The 19,673-nt window shown below is 71.1% G+C and carries 23 protein-coding genes; 11 read left to right on the top strand and 12 right to left on the bottom strand.

Annotation, left to right across the window (positions count from 1 at the left end; genetic code table 11):
• Positions 1-207: 207 nt before the first annotated feature.
• Positions 208-1,185, top strand: a complete 978-nt coding sequence (locus RPQ07_RS06565) for a magnesium transporter CorA family protein (RefSeq protein ID WP_313943087.1) — start codon at positions 208-210, stop codon at positions 1,183-1,185.
• A 98-nt stretch (positions 1,186-1,283) separates the two neighbouring features.
• The gene (locus RPQ07_RS06560) at positions 1,284-1,835 is read left to right on the top strand and encodes a YciI family protein (RefSeq protein WP_313943086.1); all 552 of its coding nucleotides are present in this window, start codon (positions 1,284-1,286) and stop codon (positions 1,833-1,835) included.
• 38 nt (positions 1,836-1,873) lie between these two features.
• Here RPQ07_RS06560 and RPQ07_RS06555 read toward each other — a convergent pair whose 3' ends face one another.
• Positions 1,874-2,419, bottom strand: coding sequence for a hypothetical protein (locus RPQ07_RS06555; protein WP_313943085.1), 546 nt, complete (start codon positions 2,417-2,419; stop codon positions 1,874-1,876).
• Positions 2,420-2,705: 286 nt separating this feature from the next.
• Here RPQ07_RS06555 and RPQ07_RS06550 point away from each other — a divergent pair, with 286 nt between their 5' ends.
• From RPQ07_RS06550 to RPQ07_RS06535, 4 genes are all read left to right on the top strand, one after another.
• Positions 2,706-3,686, top strand: coding sequence for an endonuclease/exonuclease/phosphatase family protein (locus RPQ07_RS06550; protein ID WP_313943084.1), 981 nt, complete (start codon positions 2,706-2,708; stop codon positions 3,684-3,686).
• Between the two features lie 143 nt (positions 3,687-3,829).
• On the top strand, positions 3,830-4,213 hold the full coding sequence (locus RPQ07_RS06545) for an MmcQ/YjbR family DNA-binding protein (protein WP_313943083.1): 384 nt from the start codon (positions 3,830-3,832) through the stop codon (positions 4,211-4,213).
• A gap of 107 nt (positions 4,214-4,320) precedes the next feature.
• A complete protein-coding gene (locus tag RPQ07_RS06540) occupies positions 4,321-4,728 on the top strand; it encodes a hypothetical protein (RefSeq protein ID WP_313943081.1) in 408 nt (135 codons plus the stop codon).
• Positions 4,729-4,849: 121 nt separating this feature from the next.
• Positions 4,850-5,410 (top strand): peptidase inhibitor family I36 protein, encoded by a 561-nt coding sequence (locus RPQ07_RS06535; RefSeq protein ID WP_313943079.1) that lies wholly within the window; start codon positions 4,850-4,852, stop codon positions 5,408-5,410.
• Positions 5,411-5,561: 151 nt separating this feature from the next.
• Here the strand turns inward: RPQ07_RS06535 and RPQ07_RS06530 are convergent, their stop codons facing one another.
• A complete protein-coding gene (locus tag RPQ07_RS06530) occupies positions 5,562-5,990 on the bottom strand; it encodes a TIGR03668 family PPOX class F420-dependent oxidoreductase (protein ID WP_313943078.1) in 429 nt (142 codons plus the stop codon).
• A 15-nt stretch (positions 5,991-6,005) separates the two neighbouring features.
• The gene (locus tag RPQ07_RS06525) at positions 6,006-6,830 is read right to left on the bottom strand and encodes an LLM class F420-dependent oxidoreductase (protein ID WP_313943077.1); all 825 of its coding nucleotides are present in this window, start codon (positions 6,828-6,830) and stop codon (positions 6,006-6,008) included.
• Between the two features lie 280 nt (positions 6,831-7,110).
• On the opposite strand from RPQ07_RS06525, the gene RPQ07_RS06520 reads away from it, so the two are divergent.
• The gene (locus RPQ07_RS06520) at positions 7,111-8,655 is read left to right on the top strand and encodes a hypothetical protein (RefSeq protein WP_413777707.1); all 1,545 of its coding nucleotides are present in this window, start codon (positions 7,111-7,113) and stop codon (positions 8,653-8,655) included.
• Here the strand turns inward: RPQ07_RS06520 and RPQ07_RS06515 are convergent.
• Both RPQ07_RS06515 and RPQ07_RS06510 read right to left on the bottom strand, forming a co-directional pair.
• On the bottom strand, positions 8,645-9,127 hold the full coding sequence (locus RPQ07_RS06515; protein ID WP_313943076.1) for a hypothetical protein: 483 nt from the start codon (positions 9,125-9,127) through the stop codon (positions 8,645-8,647). The genes RPQ07_RS06520 and RPQ07_RS06515 overlap by 11 nt on opposite strands.
• Before the next feature lie 154 nt (positions 9,128-9,281).
• Positions 9,282-10,286 (bottom strand): GlxA family transcriptional regulator, encoded by a 1,005-nt coding sequence (locus RPQ07_RS06510; protein ID WP_313943075.1) that lies wholly within the window; start codon positions 10,284-10,286, stop codon positions 9,282-9,284.
• A 131-nt stretch (positions 10,287-10,417) separates the two neighbouring features.
• On the opposite strand from RPQ07_RS06510, the gene RPQ07_RS06505 reads away from it, so the two are divergent.
• The 3 genes from RPQ07_RS06505 (at position 10,418) to RPQ07_RS06495 (ending at position 11,946) form a co-directional block, all read left to right on the top strand.
• Positions 10,418-10,831 (top strand): hypothetical protein, encoded by a 414-nt coding sequence (locus tag RPQ07_RS06505; RefSeq protein WP_313943074.1) that lies wholly within the window; start codon positions 10,418-10,420, stop codon positions 10,829-10,831.
• On the top strand, positions 10,828-11,256 hold the full coding sequence (locus RPQ07_RS06500) for a hypothetical protein (protein WP_313943073.1): 429 nt from the start codon (positions 10,828-10,830) through the stop codon (positions 11,254-11,256). Before RPQ07_RS06505 ends, RPQ07_RS06500 begins: the two co-directional genes overlap by 4 nt.
• 129 nt (positions 11,257-11,385) lie before the next feature.
• The gene (locus RPQ07_RS06495) at positions 11,386-11,946 is read left to right on the top strand and encodes a cysteine hydrolase family protein (protein ID WP_313943072.1); all 561 of its coding nucleotides are present in this window, start codon (positions 11,386-11,388) and stop codon (positions 11,944-11,946) included.
• 142 nt (positions 11,947-12,088) lie between these two features.
• Here the strand turns inward: RPQ07_RS06495 and RPQ07_RS06490 are convergent, their stop codons facing one another.
• Positions 12,089-12,646 (bottom strand): GNAT family protein, encoded by a 558-nt coding sequence (locus tag RPQ07_RS06490; RefSeq protein ID WP_313943071.1) that lies wholly within the window; start codon positions 12,644-12,646, stop codon positions 12,089-12,091.
• A 164-nt stretch (positions 12,647-12,810) separates the two neighbouring features.
• Between RPQ07_RS06490 and RPQ07_RS06485 the strand changes: the two genes are divergently transcribed.
• Entirely contained in the window at positions 12,811-13,269 is a 459-nt protein-coding gene (locus RPQ07_RS06485) for a hypothetical protein (protein WP_313943070.1), read from the top strand.
• A 127-nt stretch (positions 13,270-13,396) separates the two neighbouring features.
• Here RPQ07_RS06485 and RPQ07_RS06480 read toward each other — a convergent pair whose 3' ends face one another.
• The 6 genes from RPQ07_RS06480 to RPQ07_RS06455 all read right to left on the bottom strand — a co-directional run bounded on the left by RPQ07_RS06480 (position 13,397) and on the right by RPQ07_RS06455 (position 19,671).
• Positions 13,397-14,011: a dihydrofolate reductase family protein gene (locus RPQ07_RS06480; protein ID WP_313943069.1), complete on the bottom strand. Its 615-nt coding sequence runs from the start codon at positions 14,009-14,011 to the stop codon at positions 13,397-13,399.
• Between the two features lie 422 nt (positions 14,012-14,433).
• On the bottom strand, positions 14,434-15,105 hold the full coding sequence (locus tag RPQ07_RS06475) for a response regulator transcription factor (RefSeq protein WP_313943068.1): 672 nt from the start codon (positions 15,103-15,105) through the stop codon (positions 14,434-14,436).
• Positions 15,102-16,439, bottom strand: a complete 1,338-nt coding sequence (locus tag RPQ07_RS06470) for a sensor histidine kinase (protein WP_313943067.1) — start codon at positions 16,437-16,439, stop codon at positions 15,102-15,104. The genes RPQ07_RS06475 and RPQ07_RS06470 overlap by 4 nt, the downstream gene beginning before the upstream one ends.
• A 10-nt stretch (positions 16,440-16,449) precedes the next feature.
• Positions 16,450-17,628 (bottom strand): acyltransferase, encoded by a 1,179-nt coding sequence (locus RPQ07_RS06465; RefSeq protein ID WP_313943066.1) that lies wholly within the window; start codon positions 17,626-17,628, stop codon positions 16,450-16,452.
• A complete protein-coding gene (locus RPQ07_RS06460; protein WP_313943065.1) occupies positions 17,621-18,598 on the bottom strand; it encodes an alpha/beta hydrolase in 978 nt (325 codons plus the stop codon). The genes RPQ07_RS06465 and RPQ07_RS06460 overlap by 8 nt, the downstream gene beginning before the upstream one ends.
• A 188-nt stretch (positions 18,599-18,786) precedes the next feature.
• On the bottom strand, positions 18,787-19,671 hold the full coding sequence (locus tag RPQ07_RS06455; protein WP_313943064.1) for a hypothetical protein: 885 nt from the start codon (positions 19,669-19,671) through the stop codon (positions 18,787-18,789).
• Between the last annotated feature and the right edge of the window lie 2 nt (positions 19,672-19,673).

Below are 19,673 nucleotides of genomic sequence, written 5' to 3'. Positions count from 1 at the left end.
ACTCCTGTGCCGCCCGCACGGGATTCACGACCGAACTCGGTCTCCCCTCCGACATTCCCGGCTCTGCCGAAATCCGGCCGACTTCCTGCCGGCGAGGCGCTCAGGGCTGTCCGGCAATCCCCGGCGGGCGCACGACGACAACTACGGCCCCTCGCCCGCCGCGCGCTGATCCGCCGGGGATGACGGGACAGCCCTTAGGCTCGCGCCATGGCGACGCGTACACGGCTGTACCAGAACGGAACTCTCGTCCTGGAGGACTTTCCCGCCAGTGATGTCTCCGAGCATCTCGCCGACCCGACGTCCGTGGTGTGGCTGGACCTCTATCGCCCCGGATCCGCCGAACTCGTCATGGTGGGCGAAGAATTCGACATCCACGAACTGGCTCTGGAAAACGCCGCGCAGCACGGGCAGCGGCCGAGGCTCGATCGTTTCCGCAGTCACGATGTCCTCACCGCCTATGCCGTCACCATCGGCGGGGACGGTGCGGAACTGTCCACCAGCGAGATCGCCGTATTCCTCACCGGCCGGGCAATGATCACCGTCCGAAAGGACGACGGATTCGACATCGGTGCTGTCGTCACCCGCTGGGACGAGAGTCCTGGCCTGGCCCGTCATGGTGTGGCGTTCCTGCTGCACGGTCTGCTCGCCGACATCGTCGACGGACACTCCGCCGCGGCCCAGCAACTCGATGACAGCATCGAGGCATTGGAGGATCTGCTTTTCTCGTCGGACCGGCGGGAGATCGAGACCGTGCAGCGACGGGCGTTCGCGTTGCGGAAGTCCCTCGTCCGGCTGCGCCAGATCGTGCTGCCGATGCGGGAGGTGGTCAATGCGGTCATGCGGCCCGGCCTGCACGTCAACATCGAGCCTCTGGTGGCCTATTACCAGGACGTCTTCGACCATGCGCTACGCGTCACCGAATGGACCGAATCGCTGCGGGAGATGATGGCCTCGGTCATGGAGACCAACCTGTCGGTCCAGGCCAATCGCATGAATCTGATCATGAAGAAGGTGACGAGCTGGGCCGCGATCATCGCTGTCCCGACGGCGATCACCGGCTACTTCGGCCAGAATCTTCCGTATCCCGGCTTCGACCATGAGTCGGGATTCATCGTCTCGACCACCCTGATCGTGGCCCTGTCGGCTTCGCTGTACATGATCTTCAGGCGCCGGGACTGGCTGTGAACGACACCTCGCCCGCGAAGAGCGGTTCCGCGGCGGGTGTCGGGGGCCGCGGGGACCCGTTGCCGGAGCGTCGCGCACCGTGATGAAGACTGTGGACCATGGAGTTCTTCTGCTACCACCGCGACCGGCCGGATTCCCTGGAGCTGCGTCACGAGCTGTTGGAAGCCCACTGGTCCTACATGGACGGATACGCGGCGGAGATGATCGCCCGCGGCCCGACCCTCACCGGCGACGGCGAGGTGCCCACCGGCAGCGTGCACATCGTCGACCTGCCCGATCCCGCCGCCGCCCGCGTGTTCGCCTTCGATGAGCCCGGCTACCAGGCAGGCGTGTACCGCGATGTGCTGCTGCGCCGGTGGCGCAATCTGCTCGGCCGCACCATGTGGGACTTCGCCGGCGGGCCTGATGACGGCACCCGGTACCTGGTGCTCGGCCTCGGCACGGGACAGGCCGCCGATCTCACCGTGCCGGACGGCCAGGACGAGCTGATCGCCTACGGGCCGCTGCTGTCCGACGACGGCGCCACCTGGGTGGGTACGGCCGCGCTGCTGCGGGCGCCGGACCCGGACACGGCACGCGCCGTCCTGACCCCGGACCGCTACGCCGGCATCGAGGTCCACCGCTGGCAGTTCGGCGGCCGGCGCTCATGAACTCCCGTAGCCGGCAACGGTTGTGCCCCGAGGCGGGTTCAGCCGGCGGCGCGTGAGGCGTCCGGGGACCGGGCGAAGTCGGCGAGCGTGCGGAAGTCGTCATCGCGCAACCCGATCCGCGGATCGACATGGTGCAGAAGCCCACGCCCGCGGTGGTGAGCGGTCACGTACTCCTCGTCCAGGCCGCTCTGTTCGTCGTCCACCCAGGCGAAGGTGCGGCCGTCGGCGAAGTCCACCAGGGGACCTGTCTTCCAGTGGACCCCGTCGGGCCGTTCCTGGAACAGCGCGTCGCCGAAGTCGACATAGGGGAGCTCGGGAAGATCGAGCACCGGGGCGATCCACCGGTTGGCATCGGCCATCCATGTCGTCGCCCAGCACAACTCGTAGTCGAGCCCGAGAAGGGCCGGCCCGTGCTCCGGGTTGAGCCACACCCGAAGGGGCCGCCGCCGGGGCGACAGCCCTTCCGAGGTACCGGCCGGCCTGGGCACTCTGAGAGTGGTGTATCCGTCGGGGCGCCTCTCCGGCTGGGCCGCATAAGGGTTGAGCGGCCCGTCCACGTCGAGGAACAGCAGTGGTCGGCTCACGATCGCCCCCGGCTCCGGTTGATGTCGGCCTCCGGCGTGGAGCGTAACCGCACCGGCCGCACTGCAGCTCCGCCCTCATGAACGGTTGCGGTAAATGCCCCGGCGCAGCACGGAACCCCGATCGCCCGATCATGCGTGGTACTGAGCACGCCGTGCGCCCACAACCGCGGGGCGGGACGAGCACGAGACGGATGGGTGGACCGTGGTGGAGCGGGCGGACAGCTCTGTGGCGTCGGGCAGTTCGGCTGCGCCGCCGACTTCGACGGTCGCGGCTTCGCGGCGGAGGGTGTCTCGCCTCAATCCGTGGCGCCGCGGCAAGGACGCGAGGCCCCGGTCGCCCTGGGCCCGCGGGCGCGTTCTCGCCGCCCTCGCCGTGCTGACCGCCGGACTCCTGGCGTTCCACTCGGCGGTGCCCAACACCGCGGTTCGTCTCGGCAGCCTGCTGGAGGCTTTCCTGCCCTGGCTCGGTCTGGTCGTCCCCGTGTTGCTCGGACCGGCCCTGCTGCGCCGCTCCGCCCTCGCCCTGGTTGCTCTGCTGCTGCCCGCTGCCGTCTGGGCCGGCCTCTTCGGCGGGATGCTGCTCGGTGAGAGCCGGACCCCGTACGACTTCCTGGCGGTGCAGCACAACGTCAGCGACGAGAACGCCGACCCCGCGGGCACCGCCGCCGCTCTGGTCGACTCCGCACCGGACCTCATCGCCCTGGAAGAGCTGACCCCTGTCGCCCTGCCGGCCTACGAGAGGGCGCTGGAGACGGCCTACCCCTACCACGCGGTCAGAGGCACCGTCGGGCTCTGGTCGGCGTATCCACTGTCGGACGTCCGCACGGTCGACATCAGGCCGAAGGGGATCGGGGACGGCTGGAGCCGCGGTCTGCGCTCCATCGTCCGTACGCCGCGCGGCGACCTCGCGGTGTACGTCGCCCATCTGCCTTCCGTCCGCATCGGACCCGGCGGGTTCGGTTCACACCGGCGGGACGAAAGCGCTCACCTGCTGGGTGAGGCCCTTGGCGCGGAGAAGCTGGACAAGGTGGTCCTCCTCGGAGACCTCAACAGCACGCTGGACGACCGGGGACTCGTACCGGTCACTTCGCGGCTGACCTCGGCCGAGCAGAGCTTCTCCTTCAGCTGGCCCGCCGGATTCCCGGTGTCCAGGATCGACCACGTCATGGCCCGCTCGGCCACGGTGACCGAGGTGTGGACCCTGCCCGCGACCGGCAGCGACCACCTGCCGGTCGCCGCCGGAATCGACTGGGGGCCCGAGCGCTGACCGGCCGCAGGCTGCTCCCGGCAGGCTTTGCCCACTCGCGCCGCGATGCAACGGCACGCGCCGGACGACGCACGTCAACGGGCGAACACTGCCGGTCGAGGCACTAGCGTGGGAGGGACGGATCGCGCGATCAGGAGGACGGCATGACGACTCCACCGAAGGCCGCGCTGGCGAAGTGGAACAAGGTGCGCTCCTTTGCCCTGGGGCTGCCCGGTGCCGGCGAGGAGTTCCCCTGGGGCGAGACCGTCGTCAAGGTGAACAAGAAGATCTTCGTCTTCCTCGGAGTGGCGGACGGCAGCTACCCGTTGGGTGTCGGCGTCAAGCTCAAGGACGAGGCGATGCACGCTCACGCACTGTCCTGCCCGGGCGCCGAGCCGTCCGGATACGGCCTCGGGAAGGCGGGCTGGGTGCAGGTCCCGCTCGCCGAGAAGGGTGCACCCTCGGCGGAGGTGCTCTCCGACTGGGTGGAGGAGAGCTACCGCGTCATCGCGACGAAGAAGCTGATCGCCGAGCTCGACGCCCGCTGACCGGGCTCCGCCACCTCTTCCACAAAGGACCGCTCGGGCTCTCCGCGAAGTCGGCCGGCCGTACTCCCCGAAGCGCATCCCTTGTCGAATGAGAGAGAGATGCGGAAATGGATCAGGTGAGTATTTCGCTGCATCGCGAGGCGCGCGTCAAGCGGATGATCGGCATCCTCCGCGTGCTGATCGCGGCCGCTATTGCGACGGCTGTCTATTTCCTGGTCGCGGGCATGGTCGCCGGCGGTGTGGCGCTCCTCGGCATGATGGGTGTTGCCTGGGTCGTGTCGGAGAAATCGTCGTGCGCAAGGCCAGTCCGTGAACCCTTCGCCGCGTTGAGGGGGGAGTGCAAGGTCGGCCCGGGTGATCAAGAAATGCGCGGGGGCGGAATTCGGTCAGAGTATTCACCGCATTCGCTGAATTGCGACATGTGGAGTGCCGCGCCCCGATTCCCCGAAGGAATGGCTTGTTCCTCTGCCAACCTTTCGTGCGCTGTTGACGGGGCATTCGTGCCGCCCCTTTAGTTGCTCCTGTCCGCACAAGGGACGGCCAGGAGGATTTCACGCCCTGACTGACCACAGGGGGACGTTCGACCTCTCCCGGGGCGTACCTGGCCGGCCTGCTGAATTCGATCAGGGGGAAACAGTGAAGACATCACGTTCCGTCTTGGCCGCAGCCGCGTTGACCGCGGCCGCCGCGCTTCTCACCGGCACGGCGCCGATGGCATCCGCCGCCGGAACCCAGGGTGGCGGCGCCGTCGCCGCCTACGGGCAGAAGACGGTCAACCTCAAGCAGGAAGGCTGGGGCGACGCCAGCAGTTGCGTCGTCTACTCCAAGACCGCGGTCCGCTGCTTCAAGACCCACGCAGAAGCGGACAAGGCGCTCGGCTACTCCCGCGCCACGGATCCGCTGGCCCGCAGCATCGGCACCCGGGCACTGCCGGCCTGTGCCTCCGGCTGGACGTGCCTGTACGAGCACGCGAACGGTGGCGGTCGTCGGCTGATCTTCAGCGACTACTACTGGCACAACCTCAACGAGTACGGCTTCAACGACCAGACGTCGTCCTGGCGCAACAGGCAGTCGAACTCGTACGCCTGGCTGGCCCGTGACGAGGGAGGCAACGGCGGCACGATCTCCATCAGCCCCAACTCCTACAGCTCGAACCTCGGCGCCTACAACGACTGGGCCAGCTCGGTCGCCGCCTGACGCCGAACACCAGCACAAGGAACAGCGACTCCGCGCCTGCGGGGTGCCGGCTCGACGCCGGTGCCCCGCAGGCGTCTGTCCGTCCGGCGGCAACGCGTCCACACGGCGACCCGGTTGCCGGTCCGGACTGTCCGCCGGCTCGCGCTGCCGCTCACCACGCCTGCCAGCCGCTCCACCGCGCGACGGAGATCACGACGACCGGCCCGTCGGGTTGCCGGTCCGCGTACTGCTCGTACTTCGCCGTCAGCAGGCCGGCCCACCGGGCCGCCTCGGCGCAGTGGTCCGGTGGCGGGAGCACATGGGCCCTGCCGTCCGCGCGGGCCCACCACAGCCGGTCCCAGTCCTCCTCGTAGTGGTCGACGATCAGGCACACCGAGGGGTTGGCGGCGATGTTTGCGAGGCGTTTCAGCTGTGTCGTCCGCTTCGGTTTGTGGTCCACGGCCAGCACCACCGTGTCGCCGTCCACCGCGAAGACCACCGGCGCCAGGTGCGGGTGTGCCGTCGCGTCGGCCGTCGCGAGGTGGGCGACGCGCGCCGCGGCGAACCGCTCCCGTACCTGGGTGCTCGTCAGAACGGGCATGGCACTCTCCCTGCCTCAGCGGTACCGGGCGGCGAGGCCGGCCAGCCGGTCCAGGAACGTGTGCGTCTCCCGTTCGTGCGTCGTCGGCACATAGAACAGCAGCCGCTCGACCCCCAGGCGGGCGTACCCCTCGATCTGCTCGGGGTCGTCGGACGCCGCGTACACCGTCACCGGCACCTCGCGGCCGGCCAGGGCGCGCAGCCGCTCGATCTGCGGACCGAGCTGCTCCGGCGACACGCTGTTGGCCAGCCAGGCGTCGCCGAGCCGCGCCACGCGCGGGAACGCGCCTTCCGCGCCGCCGACGTAGATCGGCGGATGAGGGCGCTGCACGGGCTTGGGCCAGGCGAACACCGGATCGAAGTCGACGAACTCACCGTGGAACTCGGCCGTGTCCTCGGTCCACAGCGCGCGCATGGCGCGCAGTCGCTCGTCCGTGAGCCGGCCACGGGTCGCGGGGTCGGCGCCGTGGTTCCTCATTTCCTCACGATTCCAGCCGACCCCGATGCCGAAGATCACGCGGCCGCCGGAGACCAGGTCGAGGGAGGCCACCTCCTTCGCCGTGATGATCGGGTCCCGTTGCGGGATCAGCGCGATGCCGGTGCCCAGCAGAAGCCGCTCGGTCACCACGGCGACCGCGGTCAGGGCCACGAAGGGGTCGAGGGTGCGGTAGTACATGTCCGGCAGGTCGCCGCCGCCCGGGTAGGGGGTCTGGCGGGCCACCGGGATGTGGCTGTGCTCGGCGATGAACAGGGAATCGAACCCGCGCCCCTCGAGTGCGGTGCCGAGTGCGGTGGGGCTGATGCCCTGGTCGGTGATGAAGGTCGAGACTCCGAATTTCACGTCGGCTCCGGGGGCGGTGGGACAGGGGAAGGGACGGGCGGCACAGAACTCCTGACTACCCGCCCAGGGGGGTACGGCTCCCACTGACCACCCGGGTGAACCACCCGTCCGCCCGGTCCCCGTTCGGCCGTCCCGCCGGTCCCCGCCCTGCGCACCCGACCGCAGCGGGGTAATTTGTCGATATTTATCCCTGTGTTTTCCTCGTACTTCGTCCTCCCTCCTCCGTTCCGCGGACCGAGGACGAAGGAGATGCCCCGGCCGGCGGCGCGAAGGGTGGACGATGCCGAAGACGACCGTGCACTCGCGGCGGACCCGGAGCACCTCACGCGGACTGTCGGTGGTCGGCAGGCGGTCGTGGAGCCCGGCGGACACGCGGCTGCTCGCGGCCGTGGCGGTCGCCTTCACGCTGTTGCAACTGGTTCTGGTGCGGCCCTGGATGGGTCTCGGCTGGGACGAGACGGTGTACGTCAGCCAGGTCGGCGGGCAGGCACCGGCTGCGTTCTTCAGCGCGCCCCGCGCGCGAGGGGTCTCGCTGCTCGTCGCTCCGATCGCTTCCTGGTCGTCGTCCACCGCTTTGCTGCGCGTCTTTCTGGCGGTGCTGGCAGGGCTGGGGCTGTTCATCGCCCTGCGGTGCTGGCGTGGCCTGTTCCCCGTGCGGGTGCTCGCGTCGGGCGGCGCGCTGTTCGCGACCCTGTGGATCACGATGTTCTACGGCCCGCAGGCGATGCCCAACTTCTGGGTCGCGATCGGCGCGTTGGCGGCGGTGGGCTGCTTCCTGCGGGCCCAGGCCGACCGCGCTGCCCGGGCGCCCGTGTGGGGAGTGGCGGGCAGCGCGGCCCTGATGGCACTGATGCGCCCGACCGACGCGGTCTGGGTGGTGCTGCCCCTGTTGGTGCTCCTCGTGTGCGTACCCGGATGGCGGCACCTGCGCCTGCTGGCCGCCCTGCCGGTGGGGCTGCTGGCCGGGGCCGCGGAATGGGTCGTCGAGGCGTACGTCAGTTTCGGGGGTCTGCGCACACGGATGGCCGAGGCCTCCCGCGTGCAGGGCGATCTCGGCTGGAACATCGCCGTGGGCGACCAGCTGCGCAGCCTGAGCGGCCGCACGCTGTGCCGGCCGTGCACCAGCGCGATGCCCGACGTGGCGGTGCTCGTCTGGTGGTGCGCCCTTCCCCTGCTCGCCGCCCTCGCGCTGGCCGTCGCGGTCCGGGCCCGGCGCACGGCACGCACGCTGGTACCGCTGGCCTGCGCCTTCAGTGTGGCCGTGCCGTATCTGTTCCTGATCGGCTATGCCGCTCCCCGGTTCCTGCTGCCCGCCTACGCCCTGCTCGCCGTTCCGATCGCGGACGGGCTCCTGCGCCTGGCCGTCACGCCGAGCGGGCGCCGGCGTCCGGTGGGCGTCACCCTGCTGGCGGTCGCGCTGGCCGGGCATCTGGCGGTGCAGTACGCGGTGCTCTCCCGCGCCGTGGAGCGCACCACGCTCTCCCACGCGGCCTGGTCCCGCGTCGTCGACCAGCTGCACCGGCTCGGGGTACGACCGCCGTGCCTGCTCTCCGGACACGAGTCCGTTCCGATCGCCTACTACGCCGGATGCGCCTCCGTGCACACCCACGGCAACAACGCCAACACCACGGCCGCGGAGATCGGCCGAGCGGCGCAGAGGATGCCGGTCGCCGTGCTCACCACTCGCACCTCGGGCCCGCCGCCGTACGCCCGTACCTGGCCCGCGTACCGCCTGGAGGACCCGGGCCCGTACCGCGGGCAGTACGTCTACGTCGCCCCCGGGCGCGGCTCCGGGCCTTCTGCCGGCCAGGTTTCTAACCGGTGAACGGCAGTCTGTCGTCGCCGAGTTGCGCCACGAGGAGTCGCCCGTCCGCCCGTACGTTGCACTCGCTGATGACCCGTTCGACCTGACAGGCCTCGCCGTCGCGGGGTTCCAGGCGCAGGGTCACGGTCACCTCGCCCAGGCCCTGGCGGGGGCCGTCCTCGGCGGTGAGCCGGCGGTAGAGCGTGTTCGGCCAGTGGTCCGGGTCCGTGTCCTGCCACATCGTCAGACTGGGTTCGCTGAAGCGGCAGGCGTGTCCACCGTGTGGCTCCTGCAAATACGAATGACTCAGCGGGAGGGTGCCGAGGAGGGGGGCCAGCCGGGTGCGGAGCCGGTCGTTCTCGATCAGGCGGTGGCGCTGCCACGTCCTTCCGCTGGTCACGCTCATCCGCAGCGTGGCCAGGAGATAGGGGTGGCCGTCCGGCGCGGTCACGGGTTCGTCGCCGCGCCACTTGGGCCAGGAGGAGGCGGGCACGGGTAACGGACCCCCGTGGTCCGGTGCTTGGCTGTCTTTGCCGGTCAAACGCATCATCCGCCGCCCTCCATCGGCAAATTATGCCCCGCCATCGGCCCCGCGCAGGCACGATCACCCCTCACGGCGTGAATATCCCGCGCGGCGCCGGGAGTTGTCACCGGCTGTCGGGCGGTGGGGCCGCCATGGCGGGGTGCGTTCCGGACTGCGCCTGGGCCGCCCGATAGCGCGAGGGCGGGATCCCGTAGCGGTCGACGAACGCCTGCCGCAGGGTCTCGGCCGTCCCGAAGCCGCAGCGCTTCGCGACGCTCGCCACCGGTAGCCCGGTGGCGACCAGCAGATGGGCGGCCGCCTCCGTCCGTGCGTGCCGCACGAACCGGCCCGGCGTCCGGCCGAGATGCTCGATGAACAGCCGTGTGAGGTGACGTTCGCTCACCCGTACCAGCGCGGCCAGCGACTTCGTGGTCAGGTCGGCGCCCGGATGGCTGGTGACATGGTCGACGACACGGCGTACGAGGTCGTGCTCCGGCGGCGCGGCGGCGACGAACATGCTCATCTGTGCCTGGTTTCCCGGCCGTTGCAGATACGTCACCAGTGCCTGGGCCACCCCTCGTGCCAGTTCGGGGCCGTTGTCCTCCGCGACGAACGACAGCGTCAGGTCCAGCGCGCTGGTCACCCCGGCGGAGGTGGACACCTGGCCGTCGCGGATGTAGATCGGGCTCGGGTCCACCGTGACCTTCGGATACGTCGCGCCGATCTCGTCGGCCCACATCCAGTGGGTCGCGGCGCGTCTGCCGTCGAGGAGACCCGCGGCCGCCAGGACACCGGCGCCGGTGCACACCGACGCCACGCGCCGGCTCTCGCCCGCGAGGCGGCGCACATGGCCCACGATGCGCGGGTTCGCCGCCGCCGCCTTGAATCCCAGGCCACCCGCGACGATCAGTGTGTCCAGGGGGCCCTTGATCCGTTCGAGGGATTCCTGTGCCTGGAGAGTCAGCCCCTGGTCACAGGTGACCGCCCGGCCGCCGGACGTGGTCAGACGCACGCGGTACGGCGGCCGGGCGCCTCCGAGATTGGCCGCCTCCAGCGTCGAGGTCACGCAGGCGATGTCCAGCAACTGCGCCTCGTCGTAGGCGACGACGACCACCAACCGCTCGTCCATGGCTCCCATCCTATGTCTGAATGACAGGGATCCCAAGTATTCGGACACCGCCTCCGTCATTCCTTGTCGGCTGCTCGCCACAATCCGAGGGTGAGGACATCGGTCCGGTCGTCACAGCAGGGAGGGTTCTCATGAGCAACGTCGCAGCGGAACGCGGACACTGGCCGCGCTTCGCACTGCACTACGCGGAGATGGTCGTCGCGATGTTCGCCGGGATGATGGTCTTCGGCGCGGTCGTGGAGGGCATCGTCGCCGCCGCTGACCTCGGTTACTCGGCAGAGCGGCAACCGGCCCTCGCCTCCGTGGTGATGACCGTCGACATGGCGCTCGGGATGGCGATCTGGATGCGCCTGCGAGGTCACCCACGGGCGGGCATCGCGGAAATGTCGGGGGTTATGTTCGTCCCCCTGCCCGTCCTCCTCCCGTTGCTGTGGCTGGACGTGATCTCGGACCAGACCCTGATGGTCCTGCTGCATGTGGCGATGTTCCCGCTCATGCTGCTCGTGATGCTCCGCCGTCGCGCCGCCCACGGGGTGCGGTCATGAGCCCGTCCGGCATCGCCGCCCGGCTGCGACCGGTGCTGGTCAGGTACCACTGGCCCAGCTGGGTCGGGGCCGCGACCGTGGCGCTGCTCGCCGTCATCGGGGTGCACACGAAGTTCGCGCACGGCATCGTCGTGGCGGCGATCGTGTACTGGGTCTGGGGCGCCGTACGCGGGCAGCTGTGGCGGGCCGGCTGGCTCACGCTGGAGACGGCGGGTGTCCTGGTCTTCGGCGCCGTCATGCTGGTGGCCCTGGCTCTCGACGGGGAGCAGGCACGGCTGGTACTCGCGGCGGGATGGCTGGCCCACGCCGGCTGGGATGTCGCGCACCACCGGGCGGACATGATCGTCCCGCGGTGGTACGCGGAGTTCTGCGGCGTCCTCGACGTCCTGCTGGCGGCTGTGGTGCTGACGCTGCCGACGTCGTAGAGCCGGTCGTCCGGATCCGGCCGGGCCCGTCGGTCCGGCCCGACCGAACGGCGGGCCTGCCCCGGGCTTACCGTGGGCGGACACGGGTGGCCGGCGCGCGCAGGAGCCCCGCCGGCCGAGGAGGAGACCATGACCACGCTCGAGAACCGGCCCAACACCGCACTCCTCGTCGTCGACGTGCAGAACGGCGTCGTCGCGGGGGCGCACCGGCGTGACGCCGCCGTCGGCAACATCGGCAGCCTCGTCGAGAAGGCACGGCGGGAACGCGTCCCCGTCCTCTGGGTCCAGCAGACCGACGACGAGCTGGCGAAGGGGAGCGAGAAGTGGCAGATCGTTCCCGAACTGGCCCCGCACGACGCCGAACCCCGCATCGAGAAGGGCTACGGCGACTCGTTCGAGGAGACCACCCTGGAGGCGGAGCTGTCGGGACTCGGCGTCGGGCGGCTCTTCGTCGTCGGCGCACAGACCGACGCCTGTATTCGCGCCACGCTCCACGGTGCGTTCGTCCGGGGATACGACACGACCCTCGTCAGTGACGCCCACACGACCGAGGATCTGACGGAGTGGGGCGCTCCGCCGCCCGCCCAGGTCATCGCGCACACGAACCTGTACTGGGCCTACGAGACGGCTCCGGGACGGACGGCCGGGACGGTGGAGACCAAGGAGGTCGACTTCGGCGGCACGTTGTGACCTGTCCGCCGGAGGAGACGCGGCGCGCTCCGACCTGCGCCCCGCCGCCCTAGGCGCCAGGCGTTCAGTACACGGCGGGGTTCAGTACGCGGCGGCGTTCAGGACACGGGCGTCAGGACACGCCATCCACAACCGGCCGTGGTCAGGACGCCCTGCCCGCCCGCCAGTCCGGGGCCAGCACCGACCAGATCTCCTCGTCGTGCCGCTTCCCCCGGTACAGATAACTCTCGCGCAGCACGCCGTCCTTCGTCATCCCGAGCCGCCGGGCCACGGCGATGCTGGGCTCGTTCGCCGCCGAGACCCACCACTCGACCCGGTGGATGCCCCGCTCCTCCACGGCCCAGTCGATGATCACGCGTACGGCCCGGGTCACCAGCCCCCTGCCCACGGCCGAAGGCTCCAGCCAGCATCCTGCCTCGGCGGTGCCCTGCTGTACGTCCATCCTCCGGAAGATGACCGCGCCGACGAGCCTGCCGTCCGTCCTGATGCCGTAGATCCGCCCGGTGTCGGCGGCGGTCTTCTCCGCGTACGCCTGGAGGAAGGCCCGGCTCGACTCCAGGTCGGTGACGACGTCGGGCAGGCCGTTGTACCGCCCGATGAACTCCCGCCCCCGGTCCACGTGAGCGAGGAACTCCTCGGCCTGCCACGGCTCGAGCGGCCGCAGCTCCGAACCGTCGTCACCCAGGGATGTCGCGTACATCGTCACCTTCTCGTCCACCGTCGGAGCCGGTCCCCGTGATCTCCGGGGCCGGGGCACGCTATCAGCGCCAGTTCCGCCGGCAGTCGCGCGGTGACGTGCGGCGGATACGGAGCCCGGCCGAAATGTGTTGGCCGTGACGGATACTCCGACGACACAATCGCGGGATGTACGTATTTCGCTGCCGCCGGTGCCACGCCGAAGTGACCGGGCCCGTCCAGGAGGTGGCCCTCCCGGACGTGGACGAGGCACCCGCGCCGTACGCGCTGCCGGACGGCCAGGAGGAGTGCCCGCAGCGCATGGCGGCGGGGTGTTTCGCCTTCGAGCCGCCGCCGCAGCAGTCGCAGCAGTTCGTGCCGGTGTCGGAGCGGCGAGCCGTCGTGATACCGCGTAAGGCGAAGGTGCAGGGCGTGCTGGTGAACCAGGGCGATGTGCGGGATCTGGTGCGGTCGACCGTACGGGGACGGCTGAACGGATGCTGCGGGCTGGACGGTTGCGACGGGCCGAACCTCGTGTGCCGGTTCTGCACGGCGGACATCGCGGTGGAGCGGTCGGACTGCTGGACGCCGCAGGAGGTCGTCCTCGTCGCCGGGGCGGTGGAGTTCGTCCTGGCACCGGCACAGTAGATCCCGATGGCCGGGGGCGGCGGGCACCGGGCCCGGCCCCGAGGGCCCGCGGGCAGTCGTCCACCGGTCCGGGGGCCCGGCACGCACCGGCGGTGCGCCGCCCTGACGCGCAGGCCCCGGGCCGCAGCTACTCGGGCTGGGGCAGCCGGCTCTTCGCGTCGTCGTAGGTGCCCTCGCCCGCCGATTCGGCACGGGTGTAGACGAGGTTCAGCACCCCGGTCCGGAAGGTCTCGGACGAGATCAGGGTCAGCGGGACCGGGGCCTCGCCCTCGTCGAACAGGCGCATTCCCTTGCGTACGGCGATCGGGTGCACCAGCAGGCGCAGCTCGTCCAGCAGTCCCGCCTCCAGCAGTTGCCGGACGACGGAGACCGAGCCGCTGATCCCGATGGGACCGTCGCCCGCTTCGTTCTTCAGGGCGGTGACCGCCTGGACGAGGTCGCCGTCGAGCAGCTCGGAGTTCCGCCAGGTGAAGTCGAGCTGCTGGTGCGAGACGACGATCTTCCGGACGTCTCCGAGCGCCTTGGCGAAGTGGGCGTCCTCGCCGCCGGCCGCTTCCCGCTCCGGCCAGGCTCCGGCAAAGCTGTCGTAGGTCTTACGGCCCAGGAGCAGCGTCTCCGACGGGCTGAGGGCGGCGTCGACGGCCGCACCCATCTCGTCGTCGAAGTACGGGAAGTGCCACTGGTCTGGCGCCTCCACGACGCCGTCGAGCGAGATGAACAGCTGAGCGATGATCTTCTTCATGGCGGGCTCTTCCCAGAGTCGTCGGTGATGTCCCGTGTCCTGACAGACGGCACGAGCGCGCAGAAGTCATCGCCCTGCGTCACCCGAATCCCGCATCCACACCGACCACGGGCTCCGCGTCCTCGCCAGGGGCCCGACGCGGCCCCGGACCGGCGTACGAGCCGCACCGGCGCGGGGCGCGGTGAAGCCCGGCGAGAGCGCGGGAACAATCCGGGGACGCCCGCGGTTCTGGTCTACGTGGCTGCGGAGGGGACAGTGTCCCCGGGCCCTACCCATAGCCCATGGGGAAGATCGTTCGGCTGAAGCCCCATGGAGCCTTTCGCCGCGAGGCGACCGCCCTCCGCCGGCCACCACGAACGGCCCCGGCAGGCCTCCTCAGTCCTCGGCCGGGGCCTTCTCGTGCGTCGGCAGGCAGCGCGGGGTCAGTAGCCGGCCGGGCGGACGACGCCCGTTTCGTACGCGTACACCGCCGCCTGCGTACGGTCGCGCAGACCCAGCTTCAGCAGAATCCGGCCGACATGGGTCTTCACGGTCTGCTCCGCCACGACCAGTCGGGTCGCGATCTCGGCGTTCGACAGCCCTTGCGCGATCAGGGCCAGGACCTCGGTCTCGCGTTCCGTCAGAGCTCCGACGCGCTCCATGAGCGGAGCGCGGTGGGTGCGGGTCACCCGCGAGAACTCGGCGATCAGCCGCTTCGTGATGTTCGGCGCGAGCAGCGCGTCACCTGCCGCCACCACCCGTACCGCCTGCGCCAGCTCGGCGGCCGACGCGTCCTTGAGCAGAAAGCCGGAGGCCCCCGCGCGCAGCGCCTCGTACACGTACTCGTCGAGGTCGAAGGTGGTGAGGACCAGCACCTTCACGGCCGGGTCGCCGGCGGGCCCGGTGATGCGGCCCGTGGCCTCGATCCCGCCCAGTCCCGGCATACGGATGTCCATGAGGACGACGTCGGGGGTCAGTTCGGCCACCTTGGCGATCGCGTCGAGGCCGTCCACGGCCTGGCCGACGACCTCGATGCCCGGCTCGGCGTTCAGCAGCACGGTGAAGCCCTGGCGCACCATCATCTGGTCGTCCGCGATCAGCACGCGGATGGTCATGATCCGTCCTCCAGGGGAAGCGTGGCCAGCACCTCGTAACCACCGTCGGGCAGCGGTCCGTTCACCAGGTCGCCGCCCAGCATGTCAGCCCGCTCACGCATCCCGAGCAGCCCGTGCCCGCCGTCGCGGGCGGGCGGGACCGGACCGGAGGCGGCGGTGTTCGTGACACGGACGGCGAGTACGGCCGCGTGATAGCCGATCTCCACCCGCACGCGGGCCCCGGGAGCGTGCCGCATCGCATTGCTGAGTGCTTCCTGCACGATGCGGAACGCCGAGAGTTCGACGCCCGGAGCCAGCGGACGTCGCTCGCCCTTGATCTGTGTGTCGACGCCGACACCGGCGCCGCGCACCGTGCCGATCAGGTCGTCCAGCCGGTCCAGGGTGGGCTGCGGGGCATGGCGCACCCCGTCCGCGACGGCGTCCTCGGAGCGCAGGACGCCGAGGACCCGGCGCAACTCCGCCAGCGCCTCGACGGCACTGTCCCGGATGCCCGCGAGGTTCTCCCTGAGTTCGTCGGACGGCGCTTCGACGAGGTGGGGCGCCACCTGTGCCTGGATGGAGATCACCGACATGTGGTGGGCGACCACGTCGTGCAGCTCGCGCGCGATGCGGTTGCGCTCCTCCAGCAGCGCGCGGCGGGCCCGCTCGCCGGCCGTGAGCTCCTCCTGCACGATCAATTCGCTCCGGGCGACCTGCCGGCCGCGCAGAGCGGCACCCAGAACCGCGGCCGTGACAAGGATCGCGACGGCCTGGCCGACGCCGGCGGGACGGGCCCCCGGCGGCAGCAGAGCACACAGCAGCCCCACGACGACGCCGACGGCCAGCGCCCCGGCGGTCGCCCGGGGCCGCAGGCGCAGTGCCAGCAGGAACAGCACACCTGCCTGCGCGGTGATCGCGGGCCCGGTCCACGGGGTCAGGCCGCCGGCCGTGGAGACGTCCCCCGCGAGCGCCGGAAGAGCAGCCGTGACCGCCATGGCGGCGGTCGTCACCCACCAGGCCACCACCGGACGGAAGGCCGCCACGACCGGAGTCGCTGCCTGCACCACGCCGAGCAGCAGGGCCGTGCCCATGCCGATGCCGTACCGCGGGGAGAAGGCCAGGGCGTTGACGGCGAAGGGGGCGATCACGGCGGCGATCAGCACCAGCAGGACGACGACGGCCGGCTGCCACATCTGGCCGCCCGGTGTGGCGATCGGCGGCAGCGGGCGCGCGGCCGTACTCCACAAGTCCTCGCGCAGCGCCGCCAGGACCGCGCGCGCCGCCGTGGGCACGCGTCGCCCGGTTCCCGCCCTGCGCGCGGCGTCGCCCCCGTGTCCCACCCCGCTGTCTCCCACACGATCAACCCTAGGCATCGCGCGCCGCCTCCCTCCGGGCGGGCCTGCCCGTGCGCACCACCGTGGTGCGCCCCCGCCTCTCCCGTTCGTGGGCCCGATCCTGCTCGTAGGTTCTGAAGGCCGCCCAGCACACCAGCAGCGCCGCCGCGAACACCGGCAGCCAGAGCACCCTGGCCTGCACCCAGCCCGGTCCGTCGGGAACCGTGTGCAGGCCCGGCACCGCCCTCCCCGCGAGCAGGGCGGTCGCGGTGACCGCCATCATCGCCGTCTGATGCCAGAGGAAGACGGTCATCGCCGACAGGTTGACCAGCGCCACCGCGGCCCAGGCCAGAGGTCTGGCACACAGCCGTCGCAGCGGGTCGAGCAGCAGCAGTGCCGCCCCGCACTGGGCGATCCCGAAGGTGACGGCCGCGAGTGTGGGCGGGGCGAGATTGGAGATGGCGGCACCCGGCACTCCGACCATGGCCGCCGGATAGCCGGCGAACAGCACCAGCAGGGTGGTCGCCGCCGAACCGCCCACCAGCAGGGCCCACGCCGTCGCACGGCTGCTCAGACCGCCCCGCGCCCAGGCGGCGCCCAGACAGTACGGGACCAACCAACCCGCCACCACGTTGAGTTCGCCGATCCGGTCCGGCCCGGAGAGGCCGAAGCGGAACAGGTCGACATACAGGACGACAGCGAGCGGCCACAGCGGATGCAGTCGCGCCGCGAGTGGAGTCGCGGCCGTCAGGACGGCGAAGATCAGCAGGAACCAGAGCGGCGAGAGCACCAGCTTCCCGAGAGCGTGCACCGTCGCCCACCCCGTGCCGCACGCGAGCATCGTCCCGGCGGCCAGGGACCACACCACCAGCACGGCGCACACCGGCCCGAACAGCCTCCCCAGCCGCGTACGCAACCACTGCCGGTATGTCACGCCGCGTTCGCGTGCCGACAGATAACTCCTCGTCCCCACCTGCCCACCGACCAGGAAGAACACCGCGAGCGTCTGCAACACCCAGGAGACCGGCGCCAGTCGGGGCAGATGCTGGAGCGGGCTCGAGACCCGCACCGTGCCGCTGTCGGCGACCAGCGCGGTCACCAGCCAGTGCCCCAGCACCACTCCGAGGATGGCCAGGGCCCGCAGGGCGTCGACGGCGCGATCGCGGCCCGGCGGGGCGGCGGCGTCGATACGGCGGACGACGTCACGCACGGCCTTCCCCCGTCCGCGCGGTCGCCGAAACGATGCGCGCGATGTTCCGCAGGGACACCGACCCCGCCCGCAGATAGCCGCTGTGTCCGCACGCGCCCGCGTCGAAGCGGCGCGCACCGAACCTGTCCGACACCGGGTCCGCGCCGAAGCCGATGGTGGTGATGTGCAGGCCCAGCCGTACGTGGGGCACATCCGCTATCCAGTCGCCGCTGCCCCGGCCCGCCCAGACGGTCGCCCGGGTGCGCAGCTCCCGGACGTGGCCGACGCCGGTGCCGGGGCTGCCGTAGAGCACGATGTCCGATGCCTTCAGACCGGAGGCGGCACGGGCGCACACGACGGAGCCGTAGGAGTGGCAGAGCACCGCGATGCGGGTGGCCGGGGCCGCCGCCGCCAACTCGGCGACGAAGGACCGCAGGGCGGGTGCCGCGCTCTCGGCCGACGCGGCGGTGAGAGCCGCCGCACTCGGGGTGGCCGGGGTCCGGTAGCCGAGCCAGGCGACGACGGCACCGCTGCCACCGAGCTGCCGCCGCAGTTCTCGGGCGTCCGCACGGAAGCGCTCGTATCGGTCGAGACCGGTGTCGGACCCCGGGACCAGCACCGCGATCCGGTCGGCGTGCGACAGATCGCCGAACACCTCGGCGGTGCGGCCGCCGTCCCGGCCGTCGAAGGCGAGGAACCGGCGGTCGGGCCCGGCCATGGCGGACAGCACGGCCGCGCGCCGGCGGTCGCCGTGTCCGGAGGCTGCGCGCTCGGCCGCCCGGATGCCCTCCCGCTGAGCGGCGTAGCGCGCGGCCAGGGCAGCGGGGGCGACGTTCACCGGTCCGATGGCGACCGGGGCGGGTGCCGGAACGGCCGAGGGCCGCGCGGCGCCCGACACCGGCACGGCGACGGACGCGGTGACCAGTGCGGCGAGCAGGCTTCGACGCAGACGCAGACGCAGACGGCGGCGGGGGCGGGGGCGGGACGCCATGAAGGGTGCTCCTTCCGTGGTGCAGCAACACATGGCTGCAGTACGGAAGTTAGGGACAGCACCTCATGACCGGCGTCCCGCTGCGGAGGGGACCGCGCGGGTAGCTCTCAGGTACGACGAGTAGGGGGGCGACGCACCCCCGCCGCACCACACACCAGCCCGTCGCCCCGGGATGCCGGCCGAAGACGTCAGCGTCGTGCGCGTTTGTCCGGCGGCAGGACCCGCTCGATCGCCCGCACCATCGCGGTCGGCCGCGTCGGATGCCACACCGCGCGGTCGGCGAACGGCCAGGCGTACGTCGGGCTGCCGTCCCGGATGCAGTCGAGGAGCCGTGGCTCGTCGAGCTCCTCGGCCGACCACGCGTAGAGCTGCTGCAACCGCGGCCCGATCAGGCCGTAGTCCAGCATCCGGCCGAGGTTGTGCTCGACGGCGAGGTAATCGGCCACCGCGTCGTCGAGGGGGTACCGGTCGGGAAGGACCCGCGACAGGGACAGGAAGATCCCGGCCATCCCGAGCCGGGGATCGCCGAGCCGTGGGCCGAGCGGTGCGAGGCGTCCGAGTGCCAGACGCGGGGCCGAGACCAGGGCGTGGGTGTAGAGGACGCGCAGCAGCACGACATTCATGAAGAAGCGTTCGGGCCGGCTCTCCTCGCCCGCCAGGTCGCGATGGTCCAGGTAGGCGGAGGCGATGCTCGCATTGTGGGCCCGGTACCACGTACGCGCCGTCGGCTCGGAGATGAAGGACATCCACAGCCCCACCGTGGGCGACGACGCCGTACCGCCGAGTCCGCCGCTGCGGGCGACGGCCTCGCAGCCGTCGCGCAGGAGCCGCTCGTTGACCGCACGCCACCACGGACTCCCGGGAAGCGCCCCCTGTACCGGTGCCAGCACACCTCGGCGGATCTGCCAGCGCATGAACGACAGCGCCGCCCGCCGGAAGGGCAGATGCTGCGGGGCCCTGCCGACCGGGCCGTGATAGGTGCGGGTGACCAGGTCGAGGCGGGCCGCCGGATCGTCCCGCACGGCCTCGACCTGACTCAGTGCCCACGCTGCGGCGGAATTCCCCGAACCCACGG

It is taken from the genome of Streptomyces sp. AM8-1-1, from assembly GCF_032229325.1.
Classification (GTDB): domain Bacteria; phylum Actinomycetota; class Actinomycetes; order Streptomycetales; family Streptomycetaceae; genus Streptomyces; species Streptomyces achmelvichensis.
Note: the sequence above shows the minus strand (reverse complement) of the source record. Positions and strands in the feature narration are given on the sequence as shown.